Origin of the sequence: Pseudomonas parasichuanensis, from assembly GCF_021601385.1 — a bacterium.
GTDB classification, from domain to species: domain Bacteria; phylum Pseudomonadota; class Gammaproteobacteria; order Pseudomonadales; family Pseudomonadaceae; genus Aquipseudomonas; species Aquipseudomonas parasichuanensis.
Genome location: NZ_BQHO01000020.1, coordinates 37,011 through 53,605, shown reverse-complemented (window position 1 = coordinate 53,605; position 16,595 = coordinate 37,011). Strand labels below are relative to the sequence as shown.

Annotated in this window: 12 protein-coding genes; 2 read left to right on the top strand and 10 right to left on the bottom strand. The window is 64.8% G+C overall.

Annotation, left to right across the window (positions count from 1 at the left end; translation table 11 throughout):
* Positions 1 to 5 precede the first annotated feature (5 nt).
* Positions 6 to 752, top strand: coding sequence for an enoyl-CoA hydratase-related protein (locus L6D77_RS16685; RefSeq protein ID WP_232884495.1), 747 nt, complete (start codon positions 6 to 8; stop codon positions 750 to 752).
* Positions 753 to 782: 30 nt separating this feature from the next.
* A complete protein-coding gene (locus tag L6D77_RS16680) occupies positions 783 to 2,636 on the top strand; it encodes an ABC transporter ATP-binding protein (RefSeq protein ID WP_232884494.1) in 1,854 nt (617 codons plus the stop codon).
* Positions 2,637 to 2,770: 134 nt separating this feature from the next.
* Here L6D77_RS16680 and L6D77_RS16675 read toward each other — a convergent pair whose 3' ends face one another.
* From L6D77_RS16675 to L6D77_RS16630, 10 genes are all read right to left on the bottom strand, one after another.
* Positions 2,771 to 4,195 (bottom strand): coniferyl aldehyde dehydrogenase, encoded by a 1,425-nt coding sequence (locus tag L6D77_RS16675; RefSeq protein ID WP_232884493.1) that lies wholly within the window; start codon positions 4,193 to 4,195, stop codon positions 2,771 to 2,773.
* A 43-nt stretch (positions 4,196 to 4,238) separates the two neighbouring features.
* Positions 4,239 to 4,889 (bottom strand): hypothetical protein, encoded by a 651-nt coding sequence (locus L6D77_RS16670; RefSeq protein WP_232884492.1) that lies wholly within the window; start codon positions 4,887 to 4,889, stop codon positions 4,239 to 4,241.
* A 33-nt stretch (positions 4,890 to 4,922) separates the two neighbouring features.
* Entirely contained in the window at positions 4,923 to 5,576 is a 654-nt protein-coding gene (locus L6D77_RS16665; protein WP_232884491.1) for a c-type cytochrome, read from the bottom strand.
* A gap of 9 nt (positions 5,577 to 5,585) precedes the next feature.
* The gene (locus L6D77_RS16660) at positions 5,586 to 7,073 is read right to left on the bottom strand and encodes a flavin monoamine oxidase family protein (protein WP_232884490.1); all 1,488 of its coding nucleotides are present in this window, start codon (positions 7,071 to 7,073) and stop codon (positions 5,586 to 5,588) included.
* An 84-nt stretch (positions 7,074 to 7,157) separates the two neighbouring features.
* Positions 7,158 to 7,874 carry a division/cell wall cluster transcriptional repressor MraZ gene (locus L6D77_RS16655; protein ID WP_232884489.1) on the bottom strand — a complete coding sequence of 239 codons (717 nt, stop codon included), beginning with the start codon at positions 7,872 to 7,874 and terminating at the stop codon, positions 7,158 to 7,160.
* A gap of 48 nt (positions 7,875 to 7,922) precedes the next feature.
* Positions 7,923 to 9,281, bottom strand: coding sequence for an NAD(P)/FAD-dependent oxidoreductase (locus tag L6D77_RS16650; protein WP_232884488.1), 1,359 nt, complete (start codon positions 9,279 to 9,281; stop codon positions 7,923 to 7,925).
* Between the two features lie 530 nt (positions 9,282 to 9,811).
* A complete protein-coding gene (locus L6D77_RS16645) occupies positions 9,812 to 10,765 on the bottom strand; it encodes a WD40/YVTN/BNR-like repeat-containing protein (RefSeq protein WP_232884487.1) in 954 nt (317 codons plus the stop codon).
* A 10-nt stretch (positions 10,766 to 10,775) separates the two neighbouring features.
* On the bottom strand, positions 10,776 to 13,202 hold the full coding sequence (locus L6D77_RS16640; RefSeq protein WP_373870593.1) for an efflux RND transporter permease subunit: 2,427 nt from the start codon (positions 13,200 to 13,202) through the stop codon (positions 10,776 to 10,778).
* The gene (locus L6D77_RS16635; protein WP_309295657.1) at positions 13,199 to 14,845 is read right to left on the bottom strand and encodes a DUF1302 domain-containing protein; all 1,647 of its coding nucleotides are present in this window, start codon (positions 14,843 to 14,845) and stop codon (positions 13,199 to 13,201) included. Before L6D77_RS16635 ends, L6D77_RS16640 begins: the two co-directional genes overlap by 4 nt.
* A 24-nt stretch (positions 14,846 to 14,869) precedes the next feature.
* Positions 14,870 to 16,294, bottom strand: coding sequence for a DUF1329 domain-containing protein (locus tag L6D77_RS16630; RefSeq protein WP_232884484.1), 1,425 nt, complete (start codon positions 16,292 to 16,294; stop codon positions 14,870 to 14,872).
* Between the last annotated feature and the right edge of the window lie 301 nt (positions 16,295 to 16,595).

Genomic DNA, 16,595 nt, shown 5'->3' with positions numbered 1-16,595 from the left:
GCCCCATGACCGACCTGATCCTGCACGAACTCGACGAAGGCCTGCTGACCCTGCGCCTCAACCGCCCGGACAAGCTCAATGCGCTGACCAACGCCATGTACACCCGGCTGGCCGAGCTGTTCGAGGCGGCCAACGACGACCCGCAGGTCGAGGTGATCGTGCTGACCGGCAGCGCCGAGTGCTTCACCGCCGGCAACGACCTGCCGGACTTTCTCGACCAGCCGCCCACCGACCTGGACAGCCCGGTGTTCCGCATGATGTGGGCGGTGCTGGCGCTGGACAAGCCGCTGATCGCGGCGGTGGCGGGCCCGGCGATCGGCATCGGCACCACCTTCCTGCTGCACTGCGACCAGGTGCTGGTCACCCGCGATACCAAGCTGCGCACCCCCTTCGTGCCGCTGGGCGTATGCCCGGAGTTCGGCGCCAGCCTGTTGCTGCCACGCCTGCTGGGGCACGCGCGGGCTGCGCAGGTGTTGCTGTGCAGCCAGTTGCTCAGCGGCGAGCAGGCCGTGCAGTGGGGGCTGGCGACCGAATTGCTCGAGGATGGCGCGCAATGCCAGGCCGCCGCCGAGAAACTCGCCCGGCGCCTGCAGCGCCTGCCCGCCGATGCCTTGCGCATCAGCAAGCAATTGCTCAAGGATGCCCATCGCCAGGAACTGGCTGCTACGGTTGAGCGTGAGGGCCTGGCGTTCATCGCCCGCCTGCAGACGCCCGAGGCCAAAGCGGCGTTGCGGGCGATGGTCAAGGGATGAAACCTAGACTTACCCGATACGGAGACCTGAATGCTGCGCGTTTTTGAACGATGGCTAGACCCTTTCCCGCCCGATGAAGTGCCACCCCCACCGATGGGGCTGCTGCGTTTCCTGTGGGCCTGCACCCGCGGCGCCCGCGGCTACATCCTGGCCCTTGCGCTGTTCAGTGCCGGCGTATCGATCTACGAAGCCTGGTTGTTCTCCTTCCTCGGCCAGGTGGTCGACCTGCTTCCGGCCTGGCAGGCCGGCACCGCCGCAAGCGGTGAGGAAAGCCGCGTGCTGTGGGGTATCGGCCTGGTGCTGCTGGCCAGTATCGGCCTGGTGGCGCTGCGCACCCTGATGCAGCACCAGGTGCTGGCGATCAACCTGCCGCTGCGCCTGCGCTGGGACTTCCATCGCCTGATGCTGCGCCAGAGCCTGTCGTTCTTCTCCGATGAATTCTCGGGCCGGGTCACCACCAAGGTGATGCAGACCGCGCTGGCGGTGCGCGAGGTGCTGTTCACCTTCATCGAGATCATTCCCGGCATTGGCGTGTACTTCATCGCGATCATTGCCCTGGCCGGCGGTTTCGCCCTGCAACTGATGCTGCCGTTCGTGGCCTGGCTGCTGTTGTTCGGGCTGGCGATGCTGTACTTCGTGCCCCGCCTGGGCAAAGTCGGCCAGGAGCAGGCCCATGCGCGCTCGTCGATGACCGGGCGCGTCTCCGACGCCTACACCAACATCACCACCGTGAAGCTGTTCTCGCACTCCAAGCGCGAAGCGCACTTCGCCCGCGCAGCCATGGAAGACTTCAAGCTCACCGGCTTTCGCCAGATGCGCCTGGTCAGCCAGTTCGAGATCGTCAACCAGGCACTGGTGGTCGGCCTGATTCTCGGTGCCGGCGGCTATGCCCTGTGGCTGTGGCACCAAGGCCAGGTCGGTGCCGGTGCGGTGGCGGCGATCACCGCCATGGCGCTGCGCATCAATGGCATGTCGCACTGGATCATGTGGCAGATGACCTCGCTGTTCGAGAGCATCGGCACGGTGCAGGACGGCATGGCCACCCTCACCCGCGGCCCCAAGGTGCAGGACGCGCCGAACGCCGGCGTGCTGCAGACCCGCGGCGGCGCGGTGAGCTTCGACAAGGTGAGTTTCAACTATGGCGGCGAACGCCAGGTGCTCGACGACCTCACCCTGCATATCCGCCCCGGCGAAAAAGTCGGGCTGGTGGGCCGCTCGGGTGCCGGCAAGTCCACGCTGATCAACCTGCTGCTGCGCTTCTACGACGTCAACAGCGGCACCATCCGCATCGACGGGCAGGACATCGCCGAAGTGACCCAGGACAGCCTGCGCAGCGCCATCGGCATGGTCACCCAGGACACCTCGCTGCTGCACCGCTCGATCCGCGACAACATCGCCTACGGCCGCCCTGACGCCACCGAGGCGCAGATCCGCAGCGCCGCCGCCAATGCCCAGGCCGATGGTTTCATCAGCCAGCTCAGCGACAAGCAAGGCAACAGCGGCTACGACACCCTGGTGGGTGAGCGTGGCATCAAGCTGTCCGGCGGCCAGCGCCAACGCGTGGCCATCGCCCGGGTGATGCTCAAGAACGCCCCGATCCTGCTGCTGGACGAGGCCACCAGCGCGCTGGATTCGGAGGTCGAAGTGGCCATCCAGGAAAGCCTCGACGAAATGATGCAAGGCAAGACCGTCATCGCCATCGCCCATCGGCTGTCCACCATCGCGGCCATGGACCGGCTGATCGTCATGGATGAGGGGCGCATCATCGAACAAGGCACCCATGCCGAACTGCTGGGCAAGAACGGCACCTATGCACGGCTGTGGCAGCACCAGAGCGGCGGGTTTTTGGGTGAGGACCAGGGGGTGGTCGAGGAGGTCGAGTAATCAGGGTGGGCGCTGCTGACCTGTTGCGCTCACGATAAAAAAAGCGCCCCGAAGGGCGCAAAAAAGGGCATGACGATTACCGAAGTAGCGTCAACTCGTAGCAGCATCGTCAGCCCGTCTCAGCAACCTTTGCATCAGCGCAACATCAGGCGCAGCAGGACCTGGGTAAGGCGCCCATACGGCGGTTTGAGCAGGAAACTGCCGTTGTGCCTGGCCTGGTAGAAGATCGGGCGCATCTTGCTGAACGTCTGGAAACCCTCTTCGGCATGGTAGTGGCCCATCCCCGAATTGCCGACACCACCAAACGGCAGGTTCTCCTGCAGCACGTGAAGCATCACGCTGTTGACCGACACACCGCCGCTCAGCGTTTGCCGCAGCACCTGCTCGACACGCCCCTGGTCCTCATCGAACAGGTACAGCGCCAGCGGCCGCTCATGGGCATTGATATAGGCCACGGCCTCCTCCGGCCGGCGATAGCTGAGCACCGGCAGCACTGGGCCGAAGATTTCCTCTTGCATGATCAGCATGTCGTCGCGCACGTCGAACACCAGGTGCGGCGCCAGCTTGCCGACCCGGCGAGCGCCTTCGGCATCGGCCAGTGCCACCACCCGCGCGCCCTTGTCGCGGGCATCGGCCAGCAGCGCCTCGACCCGCGCCAGCTGGCGGGCATTGATCATGCAGCTGTAGTCGGGGTTGTCGGCCAGCGCCTTGGGGTAATGCCGGCTGACCGCCGCCCGGGCGTGTTCGATAAACGCTTCCTCACTGCCGGCCGGCAGAAACACATAGTCAGGCGCAACGCAGGTCTGCCCGGCATTCAGGCACTTGCCCCAAAGGATGGTTTCGGCGGCTTGCTGCAGTGGGTAGCCCGGGGCCACCAGGGTTGGCGATTTACCGCCCAGTTCGAGGGTGACCGGGGTGAGGTTTTCGCTGCAATTACGCATGATCTGCCGACCCACCGCAGGGGAGCCGGTGAAGATCAGGTGATCGAATGGCAGGCGCGAGAAGCCATCGTTGATCCCAGGCCCCGGCTGAATGACCGCCACCAGGTCCTCGGCGAAACGCTGGCCAAGCAAGTCCGCGATCAGCCGCCCGAAGTGGCTTGAGTCGCTGGCCACCTTGATCATGGCGCGGTTGCCCGCGGCCAGCGCGCCGCACAGCGGGCCCAGGGTCAGGTACAGGGGGTAGTTCCACGGCGCGGCGATGCCGATCACCCCCAGCGGCTGGGCGAGCACGGCGGCGCGCCCGGGCTGGAACCAGAGGCCGACACCGCGCTTGCGGGGTTTCATCCAGCGCTTGAGGCACTTGATCGCATGATTGATCTCGCTGACCAGGCCGAAGATATCCAGCAATTTGGTCTCGTGGCTGGAACGGTGGCCGAAATCGCTGGAGATGGCGGCCGCGATCGCGTCTGCATGCTCCAGCACCAGCGCCTTGAGCGCCTGCAGGTTGGCGCGGCGCGCTTCGAATGAAGGGTAACGCTCGTCGGCAAACGCCTTGCGCTGAAGGGCAAAAACCTCGCGCATGCGCGCTACCGCCGGCGCGACTTGCTCAATGGACATGGCTGTACTCCGAATGGGATTCCAAGGGTGTGCAACGGCTGCATCAGCGCGCGTAAACCGCCTGCTGCTTGGCGCGTTCCAGGGCGAAGAAGGCGTAGTACAGCTGGATCATCATGTAGGACCAGGTGACCAGGGCGATGGACAGGAATATCGCCTTGGAGTCGTCACCCGGGATGGGATAGAAGTCATAGATGCACGCCACGAACAGCGCGGCCGCCCCTGCTACGGTCACACCCAGCGCGTGCAGGTACTCGCCTGCGCTTGCCAGCCTGCCGATGAAGTACACCAGGTAGACCGTATAGGCAGCCCACATGACCACATAGAAGTACGGCAAGGGCTTGGCCATGAAATCGGACTTGATCATGACGAAGGTGCTGGCAAAGGTGATGACGAACAGGGCTGCATCCTTGAGCTTGGACGGCTTGAAGTTGTGGGTCACCGCCATCAGGCCAAGCACCGTCACGATCGGTATGCCGAAACCTCGGGAGAAGGCATCCAGGAAGAACGAAATGCCATAGGAAACCTGCGACTGGGTCAGCAGGAAGATCAGCAGGTTGCTGCCGGAAAACGCGACGATCAGCCACTCCAGGCCCAACAGGAAATTGCCTTTGCGCAGGAACTTGATGCCGTAGGTTCCTCCGGAAACGACCAGCAGCACACAGGTGAGCAAAGCGAAAACATCTCTGGTTTCCATAGCGAAATTCTCTTTTTTGTAAGTGTCAGGGCGTCATTTCGGCGCGGGGGCCAGTGAGGCGAGGTAATGGGCAAGTGCTTTGCGATCCTGCGCCGACAAGGTTGCGGTGATCGCCTTCATCGACCCGGTCGGGTCGACTCGCCGCCCCTGGGCAAAGGCATCCAGCTGCACCAGCAGGTAGTCGGCCCCCTGCCCGGCCAGGCGCGGGAACGGCCCCTGGCCCGTCAGCTTCTCGCCGTGGCAGGCCATGCAGGCGCCTGCCGTTGCCAGCTTGGCCCCTTGCTTGCGCAGCACCGGGTCGGGCTGGAATGCAGCGTTTTCCTGCGCCGGTTGGCGGGCGTAGTAGTCCGCCAGTTTGAGGATTTCCTGTTCCGTGAGGCTCATCGCCAGGGGTTGCATGTTCGGGTTGAGGCGTTGGCCACTGGCAAAGCTGTGCAGCTGCGCTTTCAGGTACTCGGCGGGCTGGCCCGCCAGGCTCGGATACCGTTGATGCAAGGAGGTGCCCTGCTTGCCGTGGCAGCCGTAACAGGCATCCGCCGTATGCGGCCAGGGGCCCTCTGCCTCATAGGCCTGGGTGGTGGTGTCGATAAAGTCCAGCAGCCGGTACAGGCCCAGCAGGTCGCGCCCGAACAGCGCCAGTAGCAACACCAGGACGAGCCCCGTGCCCAACAACAGTTTCTTCTTCATGTCTGCCCCTCAAGCCTTGCGCAGCGAAGCGAGCGCCTGCAGTGCGCTGTGATGACCCGAGCGCACCGCGCCGTCCATGTAGCCCGCCCAGATTTCAGCGGTTTCGGTACCCGACCAGATGAGGTTGCCGCAGGCCGGCCGCAGCGACTCGCCATGCTGGCTCCAGAAACCGGGAGGGATGGCCGAGACGCAGGTGAGGCTCCAAGGGTCGGCCTGCCCCCAGTCATGGTCGTGATAACCGATGGGGCTCAGGGCCTCGTCACCCAGGGCGCGGGCATAGATTTCTGCCAGCACGCGCTGCGCGGCAGCAGGGTCGGAAGGCACCATGGCGTTGACGATGAAGGCGTTGATCACACCGATTTCGCCACCCGGTGGCGAGTTGTCCCAGGCCCACAGCACCTGCCCCTTGACCTGCATGGTGTGGCCGTTCAGGCCCTTGTCGCGCCAGAACGGCCGGGCATAGACCATGGCCGTCTTGCGCGCCGGGCTGTGGGCGGGCCAGGCCCGCTGCAGCGCAGCGCGGCCTTCGGGCAGCGCGGGGGTGAACTGCACCTGGTTGCATAGCGCGGGGTGGATCGCAACGATCACCCGGCGCGCGCGTACCACGCCCTTGTCGGTGGTCAGCCGCACCACCTCGCGGTCCCAGTCGGCGATCTCGCGCACCGGGCAGGCCAGGCGCAGCTTGTCACCCAGGGCCTCGGCCATCCGCGTGCACAACAGCTGCGAGCCACCGACGAAGCGCGTGCCCTGGGCGCTGTCCTTGATCGAGTCGAGCTTCATGTAGTCGCAGCTCGCCGAATTGATCATCGACAGAAAATGCAGCAGCCCCATCTTGGCCGGCGTCACGCCGCCCGTAAGGGTGAGGCTGGTGTCCCAACCGGAGCGGTCCTCGGGCTTGATGCCTTGCTGGGCCAGCCAGTCGCCCACCGACAGTTTGTCCAGCTCGGCAACCCTCGGCGAGGTCCAGGGCGCGCCCGACGGCACGGCCCTGGACAGCTCGCTGAGCTTGGCACCAACGCTTTCATCGGTGCCGAAGGTGCCTTCCAGATCGAGTTCAAGCCGCCCTTCCCCGCCAAGCACCACGGTCTTGCCCTGGTAGTAGGTTGGGAAGGTGCCCACCTGGAGCTCACGTGCAAGGTCGGCCACAGCCGTCTGGCCAGGCCCGATCCACTGGCCGCCGGCTTCGGAGATCTGGCCCCCGCCCAGGTCATGGTTGAGCACCCGGCCGCCTACACGGTTGCGTGCCTCCAGCACCACGAACGACTGGCAGCCTGCCTGCTGCAAGTCACGGGCAGCCGTGAGTCCGGCCATGCCGGCACCGATGATCACGACATCCAGCACGCCATCATCGCTGCCGCGGGCGCTGGCCGTGCCTTCGGCGGCACTGGCCAGCGTCGCTTGCAGGCCCAGGCCACCGACGGCCGCCGTGGCGCCGGCAAACTTCAGCAGTTGCCGACGTTTGAGATCGAATGTGTTGGAGGGGGGCCTTGCAGCCATACCAGGAGCCTCACGCTGTTGTTGTTTGATTGCGCCCCGTGATCGGGCAGCGCTTTTAAAGCGGTTGTGGGTGTGGCGCCGGTGTCATGCACCGAGCGCAAGGCGCAGCGAACGCCGGCGCAACTGCAGGCCGAACAGCACCATCCAGAACGGGAAGATCAGCACCACGATCACCAGCAAGGCGTTGGTCAGCGCCTCCAGCTGCGGGAAGAAACCGGCGATGAAATACAGGCCGAAACACCAGCCAACGATTTTCAACGGCAGCAGGATCGAGGTGCCCCAACCGGCGTTCTTCAAGTGGGTGCCGACGACCAGCCCCCAGAACAGCACGACTGGCCCCTCGCACCACCAAAGCCCCCGCTGGCTGCCCACCGCGATGCTGGTCCAGGCCACTTCGGCGGCAGCCTGCACAGCCGCTGTGCCGCCCTGGTGAAGTTCGGCGAGGGGGTTGAGTACCGAGAGCTGCAGGCCGGCCCCCACCACGCCCAGCACCACGTAGGTAGTGATGGCCAGCACGGCCATGTCGCCCAGGGCACCGGCCTGTTCGCGAAATGCCCGCCACAGGTAGCCGCCGATCACCAGCAACGGCAGGTAGAAGCCCAGCAGGTCGGCGAACATCGACAGCCTGAAGTACTGCCGGAACTGCGCAGGCAGGCTGAGCATCTGTGCACCGTCCAGGGTCACCGTCATGTCGCCGTGGGTCACCATCAGCATGAAACCGACGTTCAGGTAGGCGAACAGGCCGCCAAGGATCGCCGCCCAGGCCGTCACCCTGACGGCCTCGTTCGAAAAGTTGTTCATGGTTGCTCCAGGGTTGGAAGCCCGCTGCCGTGGCCCGGCAGCGGGAAGTTACTGTGCGAGGGACGCACGGACTCTGCGATTGAGGTGGCGGTCCAGCCCGTTGACACCGGCCAGGGCGGCCTTCATGGCGCACCACTGCAGCGGCTCGGGCAGCGTCGATGGGGTCTTGTGGCGCAGCGCCGCCAGCAGCGGGTGCTCGATACCGCCAATGCGCTCGGCCAGCAGGTAACCGACCATCGACTGGGTGCCGACGCCGTGCCCGGAACAACCGGCGGTGTAGAGAATGTTGTGCCCGGCGCCGGTGGCGCCGACCACCGGCAAGGCGTCGTAGGCCAGGCTGATGTAGCCGCTCCAGCACGCACGGATGGCGGTGCCGCGCAGGGTCGGGAAGCGCTCTTCGAGGGCTTGGTGCAAGGCCTTGTAGGCGGCGGTGTCAGGCTGGTTGGGCGTGCCCGAGCCATAGGCATAGCCAAGCTGTTTGGTGGTGACCAGCAGCGTGTCACGCGCGGTCAGCCGGTGGCTTTCCATGGTCCAGTGGGGGGTGACGACCCCTTCCCTGCCCTGCCATCCCAGCGTCTTGAGCTGGGCCTTGGACAGCGGTTCGGTCTCGATCGCCGAGACCCGCAGCGGCACCACCTTGTCGCGCAGCAAACCCAGCTGCGGGGTATAGGCGTTGGTGGCCAGCACCATGAACGGCGCGCGGGCACTACCGTGCTCGCTGCGGCAGGTGATGGTCGGGCCTTCGCTGTAGGACAGCAGCTTGGTCTGCTCGAACAGCCGCACCCCGGCCCGCAGCGCGGCACGGCGCAGGCCCATGACGTACTTGCCAGGGTCGAGCGTGCCGCCGTGCTGCGTGCAGCCGAACAGGAAGGCCGGCGGAATGCCGCGGGCGCGCATTTCATCGGCATCGACGAACCGTGTAACCGAACCCAGTTCATGCCCCAGCGCCATGCTGTGGCGCAGTTTCTTTTCCTGGGACGGATGCACCGCGGCGCGGATGATGCCGGAGGGGTTGTAGTCACAGTCGATGTCGAGTTCACGCAGGCGCCGTTCCACATAGCTGACGCCTTCGTCGTAGAACGAGACCATCTTCCTGGCCTGCTCCAGGCCGACACGGTTGTGGAACAGTTCGAACTCCACGCCCATGCTGCCGGCCAGGTACCCGGCATTGCGGCCGCTGGCGCCGAAGCCGGCGAAGTCCTGTTCCAGGACCACCACATCGGCGCCCAGCGCGCGCAGTTCAAGCGCCGTCGAGAGGCCGGCGAAGCCTGCGCCGATGATGACCACGTCGGCGCTGATATCGCCCTCGAGGGCCGGTTGCAGGTCAGCCGGGCGTTCAACCCACCCGCCCAGCAGGCGGAAACGGTCGCCTGGGTTGGACTGTTTTGTTTCGCTGAAAGTGTTCATGCACGCTCTCCGGTCAGCGGGGTATCCGCTGGGCGACAAGCGCATAGGGAGGCTGCTGGCACGCATGGCATCCGCCTACGACTTGTTGTTGTTTTTTCAGACTCTACTGCTGCATTTGATTTAGCGCAACTAGTGTTATGTATTTAATTGGGGCTTTGGAGTGGAGGGGGATTGCGGGGTGGCGACCAGGTGCAGGGCGAAAGATTTGCAGCGCTCTCGAGATCGAGCGCCGCCCGCGCGGCGCATCGCTGGCAAGCCAGCTACCACATCTGTTTCGGGCCAGTTAGGTCTGTGAAGGTACCGCTGCCCGCCTTGGCGCATGTCTCAAGTCTGGTGAAGCGTCATCAGCGCGCACCTCGAAATCGAGTCGGACAAACAAGGCGGACAGTGGTGAGCTTGCAGGAGTGACTGGCCCGAAACAGATGTGGGAGCTGGCTTGCCAGCGATGCGCCGCGCGGGCGGCGCTCGATCTCACAGGCGCTGCAACACTCCCGCCGAACACCCCGAAGCCACCCGCAATCCGAGCAGACTCAAGGCGAAGCCAGCCCAACCACCCCATGCCGGGAAAACAACAAAGGCCCATCACGCCCCCCAGGCAGCGCAGCCGTCAGCGACGCGCCGTCCTCGCTGCGCGACACCGCGAAGGTCTTCCCCCCATCCCCACTGCGCACCTGCAGCCCATCCAGCCCCACCGCCAGCACCTGCTCCCCCTCCACCGCAATGGCGGTAATCGAGCTGCGGCTGTCGAGCGCGATACGCTGCCACGACGTGCCATCGGCCGAGCCCCGCAACAAGGTGCCGCGCTGCCCGCCCACCAGCAGCCCGCCATCGGCCAGCACGGCGCCGGTCCACAACGTGCCGTCATAACCGGTGTCCAGGTAGCGCCAGCTGTGCCCCTGATCATCGGAGCGCAACAGTTGCCCACGTTCGGCAGTGGCATACAGACCACCCCGGCCATCGACGAACAGGTTCATCAGGTTGAGGTCCGCACGGCTGGAACCTGGCGGCGGCGACAAGGTGCGTTGGGTCCAGGTGGCGCCGCCATCGTCGGTGGTCAGCACCAGCGACCACAGCCCCACCGCCACACCCCGCCGGCTGTCAAAGAAGTGCACGGCGAACAGCGGCCTGTCCTCGTCACTGGCCAGGCGCTGGACCCGCCAGCTTTCACCGCCATCGTCGGTGGCGAGGATGGCGCCCCAATGCCCGACGGCCCAGCCGTGGCTGGCATCCGCGAAGCTGACCCCGGTCAGGGTGCTGGACACCGGTACGGCGCGCGCCTGGCTGTAGCTGCGCCCCTGGTCGTCGGAGACCAGCACCATGCCGTGGTCACCCACGGCGACCACACGTTCCTTGGCCCAGGCGGCCCCCAGCAGCATCGCCTGGGCGGCATGCGCGGACGGCTGCGCCGGCACCGCCTCCAGCGCCGACGCCACGGGCATTGCGGCAAATACTGCAAGACCCAGGATGGTTTTCAGGTAACCCATGCCACTCTCCTCAATGCGCCAGCGCGCCAATCATGCGCACCGGGCGCTTGCGTGGGAAAACCCGCTCCAGCCAGACCGCGAACGCCGGCAACACGGTCATGGCCATGACCATGTTGACCATGAACATGAACGCCAGCAGCTTGCCCATGTCCGCCTGGAACTTGAGGTCGGAGAACGCCCAGGTGGCGACGCCGACCGCCAGGGTGATGGCGGTGAAAATGGTCGCCATGCCCACTTCGCGCAGCGACAGCGCCACAGCGACGGCAATCGGCTGGCCATGGGCCTGGTGCAGCTGGATGCGGTTGTAGATGTAGAAGGCGTAATCCACGCCGATGCCGACGGCCAGCACCATCACCGGCAGCGTGGCGATCGTCAGGCCGATCTGCAGCTCTTTCATGAACCAGTAGCCGATGAAGGTGCCGATGGTCAGCGGCAGGCAGCACACGAGCACCGCGCGCAGGTCGCGGTACACCACCAGCACCAGCAAGGCGATGGCGGCGTAGACGTACAGCAGCATCGGCGTCTCGCTCTTTTCCACCTCCTCGTTGATGGCGGCAATCACCCCGGCATTGCCCGATGCCAGGCGCACGCTGACGCCGGCCAGCGGGTGCTCGCTGCGAAAGGCCTTGGCCGCATCGATCACCCGGCTGATGGTGGTGGCCTTGTGGTCCGCCAGGTACAGGTGCACGGCCGTCATCGTGCAATCGCCGCGCATCAGCCCCGGTGTGCGGGCCACCTCGGCGGCCAGGGACGAATAGTTCATCGCATCGATGGGTACCGCGCTCATCTTCGGGTTGCCTTCGTTGTACCCCTCGTTGAACTGGCGCATGGCCGTCGAGAACGACGCCACCGACAGCACCCCCGGCACCCCTTCCATCGCCCACACGAAGCGGTCCTGGTACTGCCCCAGCTCGACGTCTTCGCAGGCATTGCCGCCGCCCTCGCCCAGCCGTGTCGGCTGTACCTCGAACACCACGCTCAGCCAGTCCAGGCCGATGTCGTAGTGGCTGGCGATGGCCAGCGCATCACGGTTGAAGCGCGAGTCCTCACGCAGCTCCGGCGCCCCGGCCTGCAACGAGCCGACCACGCGGTCGTGGCTCTGCCAGACGGCCATCGCCAGCACCAGCAGGGCCACCACCATTACCCAACGGGCATTGCGCCATTCGGCCAGCTTCGCCAGCCCTTCCAGCCAACCTGCCCGGCGCTGACGGGACGCTTCCTCGGCGGCGGCATAGCGCGCATCGACCTTGAGCATCGAGGCCACCAGCGGCAGCATCACCAGGTTGGTGGCGATCTTGAAGGCCACCCCCAGCGAGGCGGTAATCGCCAGCTCGCGCACCATCGGGATGGGGATCAACAGCAAGGTGATGAACGACACGAACGCCGTCACCAGCGCCAGGGTGCCAGGCACCAGCAGCCCCCTGAAGCTTGAGCGGGCCGCGGTCTCGACCGTGCTGCCGGTGGCGATTTCGCGAACGATGTAGTTGATCTGCTGCACCCCATGGGAAACGCCGATGGCGAACACCAGAAACGGCACCAGCACCGCCAGCGGGTCGAGACCATACCCCAGCAGGCGCAAGCTGCCGAACTGCCAGATCAACGAGGTCATCGAGCAGCCCAGCGCCAGCAAGGTGAAGCGCAGCGAATGGCAGTACCAGTAGACCGCCGCTGCCGTCAGCAGCAACGCCAGCAGGCAGAACTCCAGTACCGCCGCCGCGCCGTCGGCGATATCACCGATCTGCTTGGCAAAGCCGATGATCTGGATTTCGAAGCCTGCATCCTCGAAGCGCTGACGGATCTGTTGCTCGAGCACGTGGTTGTAGGCCACGTAGTCAAGGTGCTGGCCATCGGCATCGCGCTCGTTCAGCTCGGCGGTGATCATCGCGCTGCTCTGATCGCGGGAAACCAAAGTGCCGATGAAACCACCCTGGGCGGTGGAGTTGGCGATGCGCGCAATGATGTCGGGGTCCAGCCGCTCGGGCGTCACCGTGCCGGGCACCAGCGGGTCGGCGCGAAAGCCGTCCTCGGTGATTTCGTTGACGAACGCGTTGGGCGTCCACAACGAGCGCACGCTGCTGCGCGAGATACCGGGCAGGAAGGTCACCGCCTGGGTGACATCGGCCAGGCGGCGCAAGCCGGCCTCGGTCCAGATGCTGCCCTGGCGGGCCTTGACCACGAGGGTCAGGCGGTTGGCGCCGAGCAGATCGGCGCGATACTGGTGGAAGGTTTCGACGTACTCGTGGCCGATTGGCAGTTGCTTCTCGAACCCCGCGTCCATACGCAATTGCACCGCGAACCAGGCCATGGTCGCAGTGAACAGCGCCAGGATGACCAGCACCAGACCACGGTGCCCGAACAACCCGGCCTCGATGCGCGGCAGGACGCCGCGCACCGGTTGCTTCGACAAATCGATAGAGATGTTCACGACAGGCCTCATAGGGTGCGCGAAAGAACCAGACCGACGTAGTCGCGGTCACGCAGCAACTGGTCGTACGCCGTATCGCCCCCCATGAACTTCGCGTAGTTGAACGACACCTGCCAACTGGCCGGGTTGCGCACGAAGTTGAGGTACAGGTTCATGCTGCTGGCATCCTCGGTGAAGGTTGCCGCCAGGTTGGGCGTACGCCCGCCCAGGGAACGCGAATAGAAGATCCCCGGGGTCACCTGCCAGCCCGGCAGCAAGGTACCGTCGTAGGTCAGGCTGAAGTCCAGGTTGATCCCCGAAGAGGTCTTGTCGCCATGGGCCTTCGGTGCTGTGGCGGGGTCCAGCTGCCAAGTGTTGGCACCTGCGGCGATCACTTCGCCGTTGTAGCTGTCGTGCAGCCCCGGGTACTTGATGACCACCAGTTCGGTGAGCAAGGTGCCGGTGCTGGCGCCGGTGAAGTCCAGCAGCGTCGGCGAGTTCGACGGGGTCATGCTGTACAGCCCGGTGAGGTGCCACTGGAACTTCTTCTCGTCCTTCCAGCACTTGCCGCCGTGGTTGCTGCACAGGTCCAGCACGGGGTTGAGCGGCACCGCGTCCTTGGGCCGGTAGGACAGCTCCGTACCCACCGCCCAGTCGCCGATCGGCATGTTGGCACTGATGCCGTAGAGCATCCGGTCTTCGGGGTAGACCCATTTCTGCGACACGGCGAAGGTGTCCGGGTCCAGCAGTTGGGTGGTCAGCGAAGGCAGCTTGTCGTGATAGCGCATCACATACACGCCAAAGTTGACATCGCTGTCCTCGGGCTGCCAACGCAGCGACAGGCCCCATTGGCCACTGTCGCGGGCGTTCTTGTCGTCGAAGCCGTAAGACTTCATGCCCTTGCCCAGCGCCGAGGTATAGGACCAGTAGCTGCCCACTGGCGGCACTTCGCTCTTGTTCCAGGCGAACTGGTAGTAGGCCTCGATGTTGACCCCCGAACCGAGGCCGGAAGCCACGCTCAGCATCGGAGCTGGCAGCACGGCCTCCTTCAGTTGCACACCAGGGCGCGAGAGCGCCTGCACATCGTAGGCGTTGGTGTTGTTGATACCGCCCTGCACGAACAGGCTTTCGCCCCAGTTGATCACCTGGTTGCCCAGCCGTGCCCGCACGCGCTGGTCGCCCACATCGAAGCCCTTGCTCACCCACAGGTCGAGCAGGCGCGCCTTGAATTCGAGGTCATCGCGGGCCGAGCGGGTCAAGCCATCGCTGCCCACATCGGAGGGCGTGTTGAAGGACAGCGCACCCGTGGTGTCGCTGGCGGCGAAGTCGCGGATCCAGCTGCCACGGGCCATGAAGGTGAAATCTTCAGGCATCTTGAGCAGCAGTTCGTGGGTGCCCTTGAGGTAGTGGGTGAACAGGTCGCCCTTGTCGTAGTTCAGGTCGCCCTGGTCACCGATGCCGGAGGTCTGCGCGAGGCAGCCGGCCGGTGGATGATGGCCGGTGGCGCCCTGGTTGATCAGGTTGCAACCCTGGGACTCGGTACGCACGCCCATGCCGTAGGAAATCGTCGAATCGAACGAACCGCGGATCGATTCGGTCTCGAAAGTGAACCCCATTGCCAGGGGAGTCATGCACGCAATAGCAAGGCCTGAAGCTTTTGTGATTGTTGTTTTCATATCGGCGCTCGGAAAGGTGATGGATCAACGTTCGCTGATGGCCCGCAGGTTGTCGGAGGTGTAGAAGTCCCGTTTCAGGCGGGGGTTGCCGGCATCCTCGGTGAGCCAGCGGTGGTCTTTCTTGCCTACGCCGATCGAGGTCATGTCGTAGAGGTAGCGGCCATCGACCAGGTTGTACTGGGCCTGGGCCTCCATGTCGCAGGTGCCGGTCTCATAGACCGGGATGGTGTAGCCCTCGCGGACTTTCCAGATCTGCCCCTGCTTGTCGTAGTCCACCGCCATCACGCCGTTCCAGCTGTCCTCGTCGATGTAGAACACCCGCTTGGGTGCCTGGTGGCGCATGCCCTGGCGCACGTTCGCCTCCACCACCCACACCCGGTGCAGTTCGTAGCGACGGGACTCGGGGGCGATGGCGCTCTGCTGTGCCACATCCTCGATCCGCTTGGAGCCGTCATAGGCACCGAACGCGTTGTAGGGCACCAGCAGTTCCTGCTTGCCGACCAGCTTCCAGTCGAAGCGGTCCATGGGGCCGAAGAAGATGTTCGACTCATCGATGGTGTACTGGTTGTCCAGGCCGATCTGCGGCGCATCGTAGGAATACGAAGGCATCCGCCGTACACGGCGCTGGCCGGGGAAGTAGTAGAAGGTGCTGGCCTGCTCACCGGCCTTGGTGGTGACCACGCCCGCCTGGCCTGCCAGGGCGGCGGGCTCGTTGTAGTTGAAGTAGGTGGCCACTTCCAGGCGGTCGAACGACGAGAACAGCGCACTGCCCTTCTGCCCCCACGGGGTGTACATGAACCAGTCGGTGGAGGTGCGCAACCAACTGCCGCCCGCGTCGCGCGGCGACAACCCGGAAACGGTCTTGGACATGTCGAAACCGACACCGCGGTAGCGCATCTTCATGTTCCACATGACCTCGGCGCCGGTCGTGGGCATGGGGAACGGAATGCCGGGCACATGGGCGTCCTGCAGTGCCACGCCAGAGGCGTCGAGGGTGGCGAAGCCGACGTTCTTGCGGGTGTTTTCCGTCACGAAGTCCGGCGCGCCGCAGGTACGCCGGGTGGGATAGACGTCCATGCGGTAACCCGGGATCTTCTTGAACAGCTCCAGTTGCCCGGGCGAAAGCTGCTTCTCGTACTGCGCCACGTTGCCAGCGTTGATGCTGAACAGCGGCTTGTCATCCTTGAACTTCCAATGCTGGCCGCGCACGTCGCCGTAACTCCATCCCGAATCCTGCTTGCCGGGCGCCACCCAGGCAGGGATCGTTCCGTTGGCATTGGCGGCCACCTCGCCGCCCAGCGGGGTCAACTTGCCACCCAGTTGCGCTGCGTTGTTCTCGGCGGCCTGGGCCGAACCGAACGTGGCCAGGGCAGCGAGCGCCACCACCAACGGCCTGATTACCCCGATCGAGGCAAGGCCGACATCAAGGCGCTGAATCACATCTTTCATTGGAAGGTCCTCATGGGCTCTGAACTGCCGTTGCCCGCGCCTCTGGTCAGGGGGGGCAACGACAGGGTCTGAACGACAACCTGGGCAACACCCAGGCACCAAGCCCACGAGCAAACCACATGCCAATTACATAACAGTTGTTTTCTCGTTATTTATCAATTTGTTACGTTTTTATAACATTTGATATGTGATACCTGGAAACCCACCCGCGCACCCTCATGCAGCAAGGCACGCACCAAAAATGTGAATTTACGAAACATTTGTTACTTCAAATTAGACAGGGGGCGAAGGAGGATCAACA

What these genes read in the sequence shown, in the direction of transcription:
- L6D77_RS16675 (WP_232884493.1), bottom strand. Translation starts at nt 4,195, where the DNA reads ATGTCCATTGAGCAAGTCGCGCCGGCGGTAGCGCGCATGCGCGAGGTT.
- L6D77_RS16670 (WP_232884492.1), bottom strand. Translation starts at nt 4,889, where the DNA reads ATGGAAACCAGAGATGTTTTCGCTTTGCTCACCTGTGTGCTGCTGGTC.
- L6D77_RS16665 (WP_232884491.1), bottom strand. Translation starts at nt 5,576, where the DNA reads ATGAAGAAGAAACTGTTGTTGGGCACGGGGCTCGTCCTGGTGTTGCTA.
- L6D77_RS16630 (WP_232884484.1), bottom strand. Translation starts at nt 16,294, where the DNA reads ATGAAAGATGTGATTCAGCGCCTTGATGTCGGCCTTGCCTCGATCGGG.
- L6D77_RS16685 (WP_232884495.1), top strand. Translation starts at nt 6, where the DNA reads ATGACCGACCTGATCCTGCACGAACTCGACGAAGGCCTGCTGACCCTG.
- L6D77_RS16680 (WP_232884494.1), top strand. Translation starts at nt 783, where the DNA reads ATGCTGCGCGTTTTTGAACGATGGCTAGACCCTTTCCCGCCCGATGAA.
- L6D77_RS16650 (WP_232884488.1), bottom strand. Translation starts at nt 9,281, where the DNA reads ATGAACACTTTCAGCGAAACAAAACAGTCCAACCCAGGCGACCGTTTC.
- L6D77_RS16645 (WP_232884487.1), bottom strand. Translation starts at nt 10,765, where the DNA reads ATGGGTTACCTGAAAACCATCCTGGGTCTTGCAGTATTTGCCGCAATG.
- L6D77_RS16655 (WP_232884489.1), bottom strand. Translation starts at nt 7,874, where the DNA reads ATGAACAACTTTTCGAACGAGGCCGTCAGGGTGACGGCCTGGGCGGCG.
- L6D77_RS16660 (WP_232884490.1), bottom strand. Translation starts at nt 7,073, where the DNA reads ATGGCTGCAAGGCCCCCCTCCAACACATTCGATCTCAAACGTCGGCAA.
- L6D77_RS16640 (WP_373870593.1), bottom strand. Translation starts at nt 13,202, where the DNA reads ATGAGGCCTGTCGTGAACATCTCTATCGATTTGTCGAAGCAACCGGTG.
- L6D77_RS16635 (WP_309295657.1), bottom strand. Translation starts at nt 14,845, where the DNA reads ATGAAAACAACAATCACAAAAGCTTCAGGCCTTGCTATTGCGTGCATG.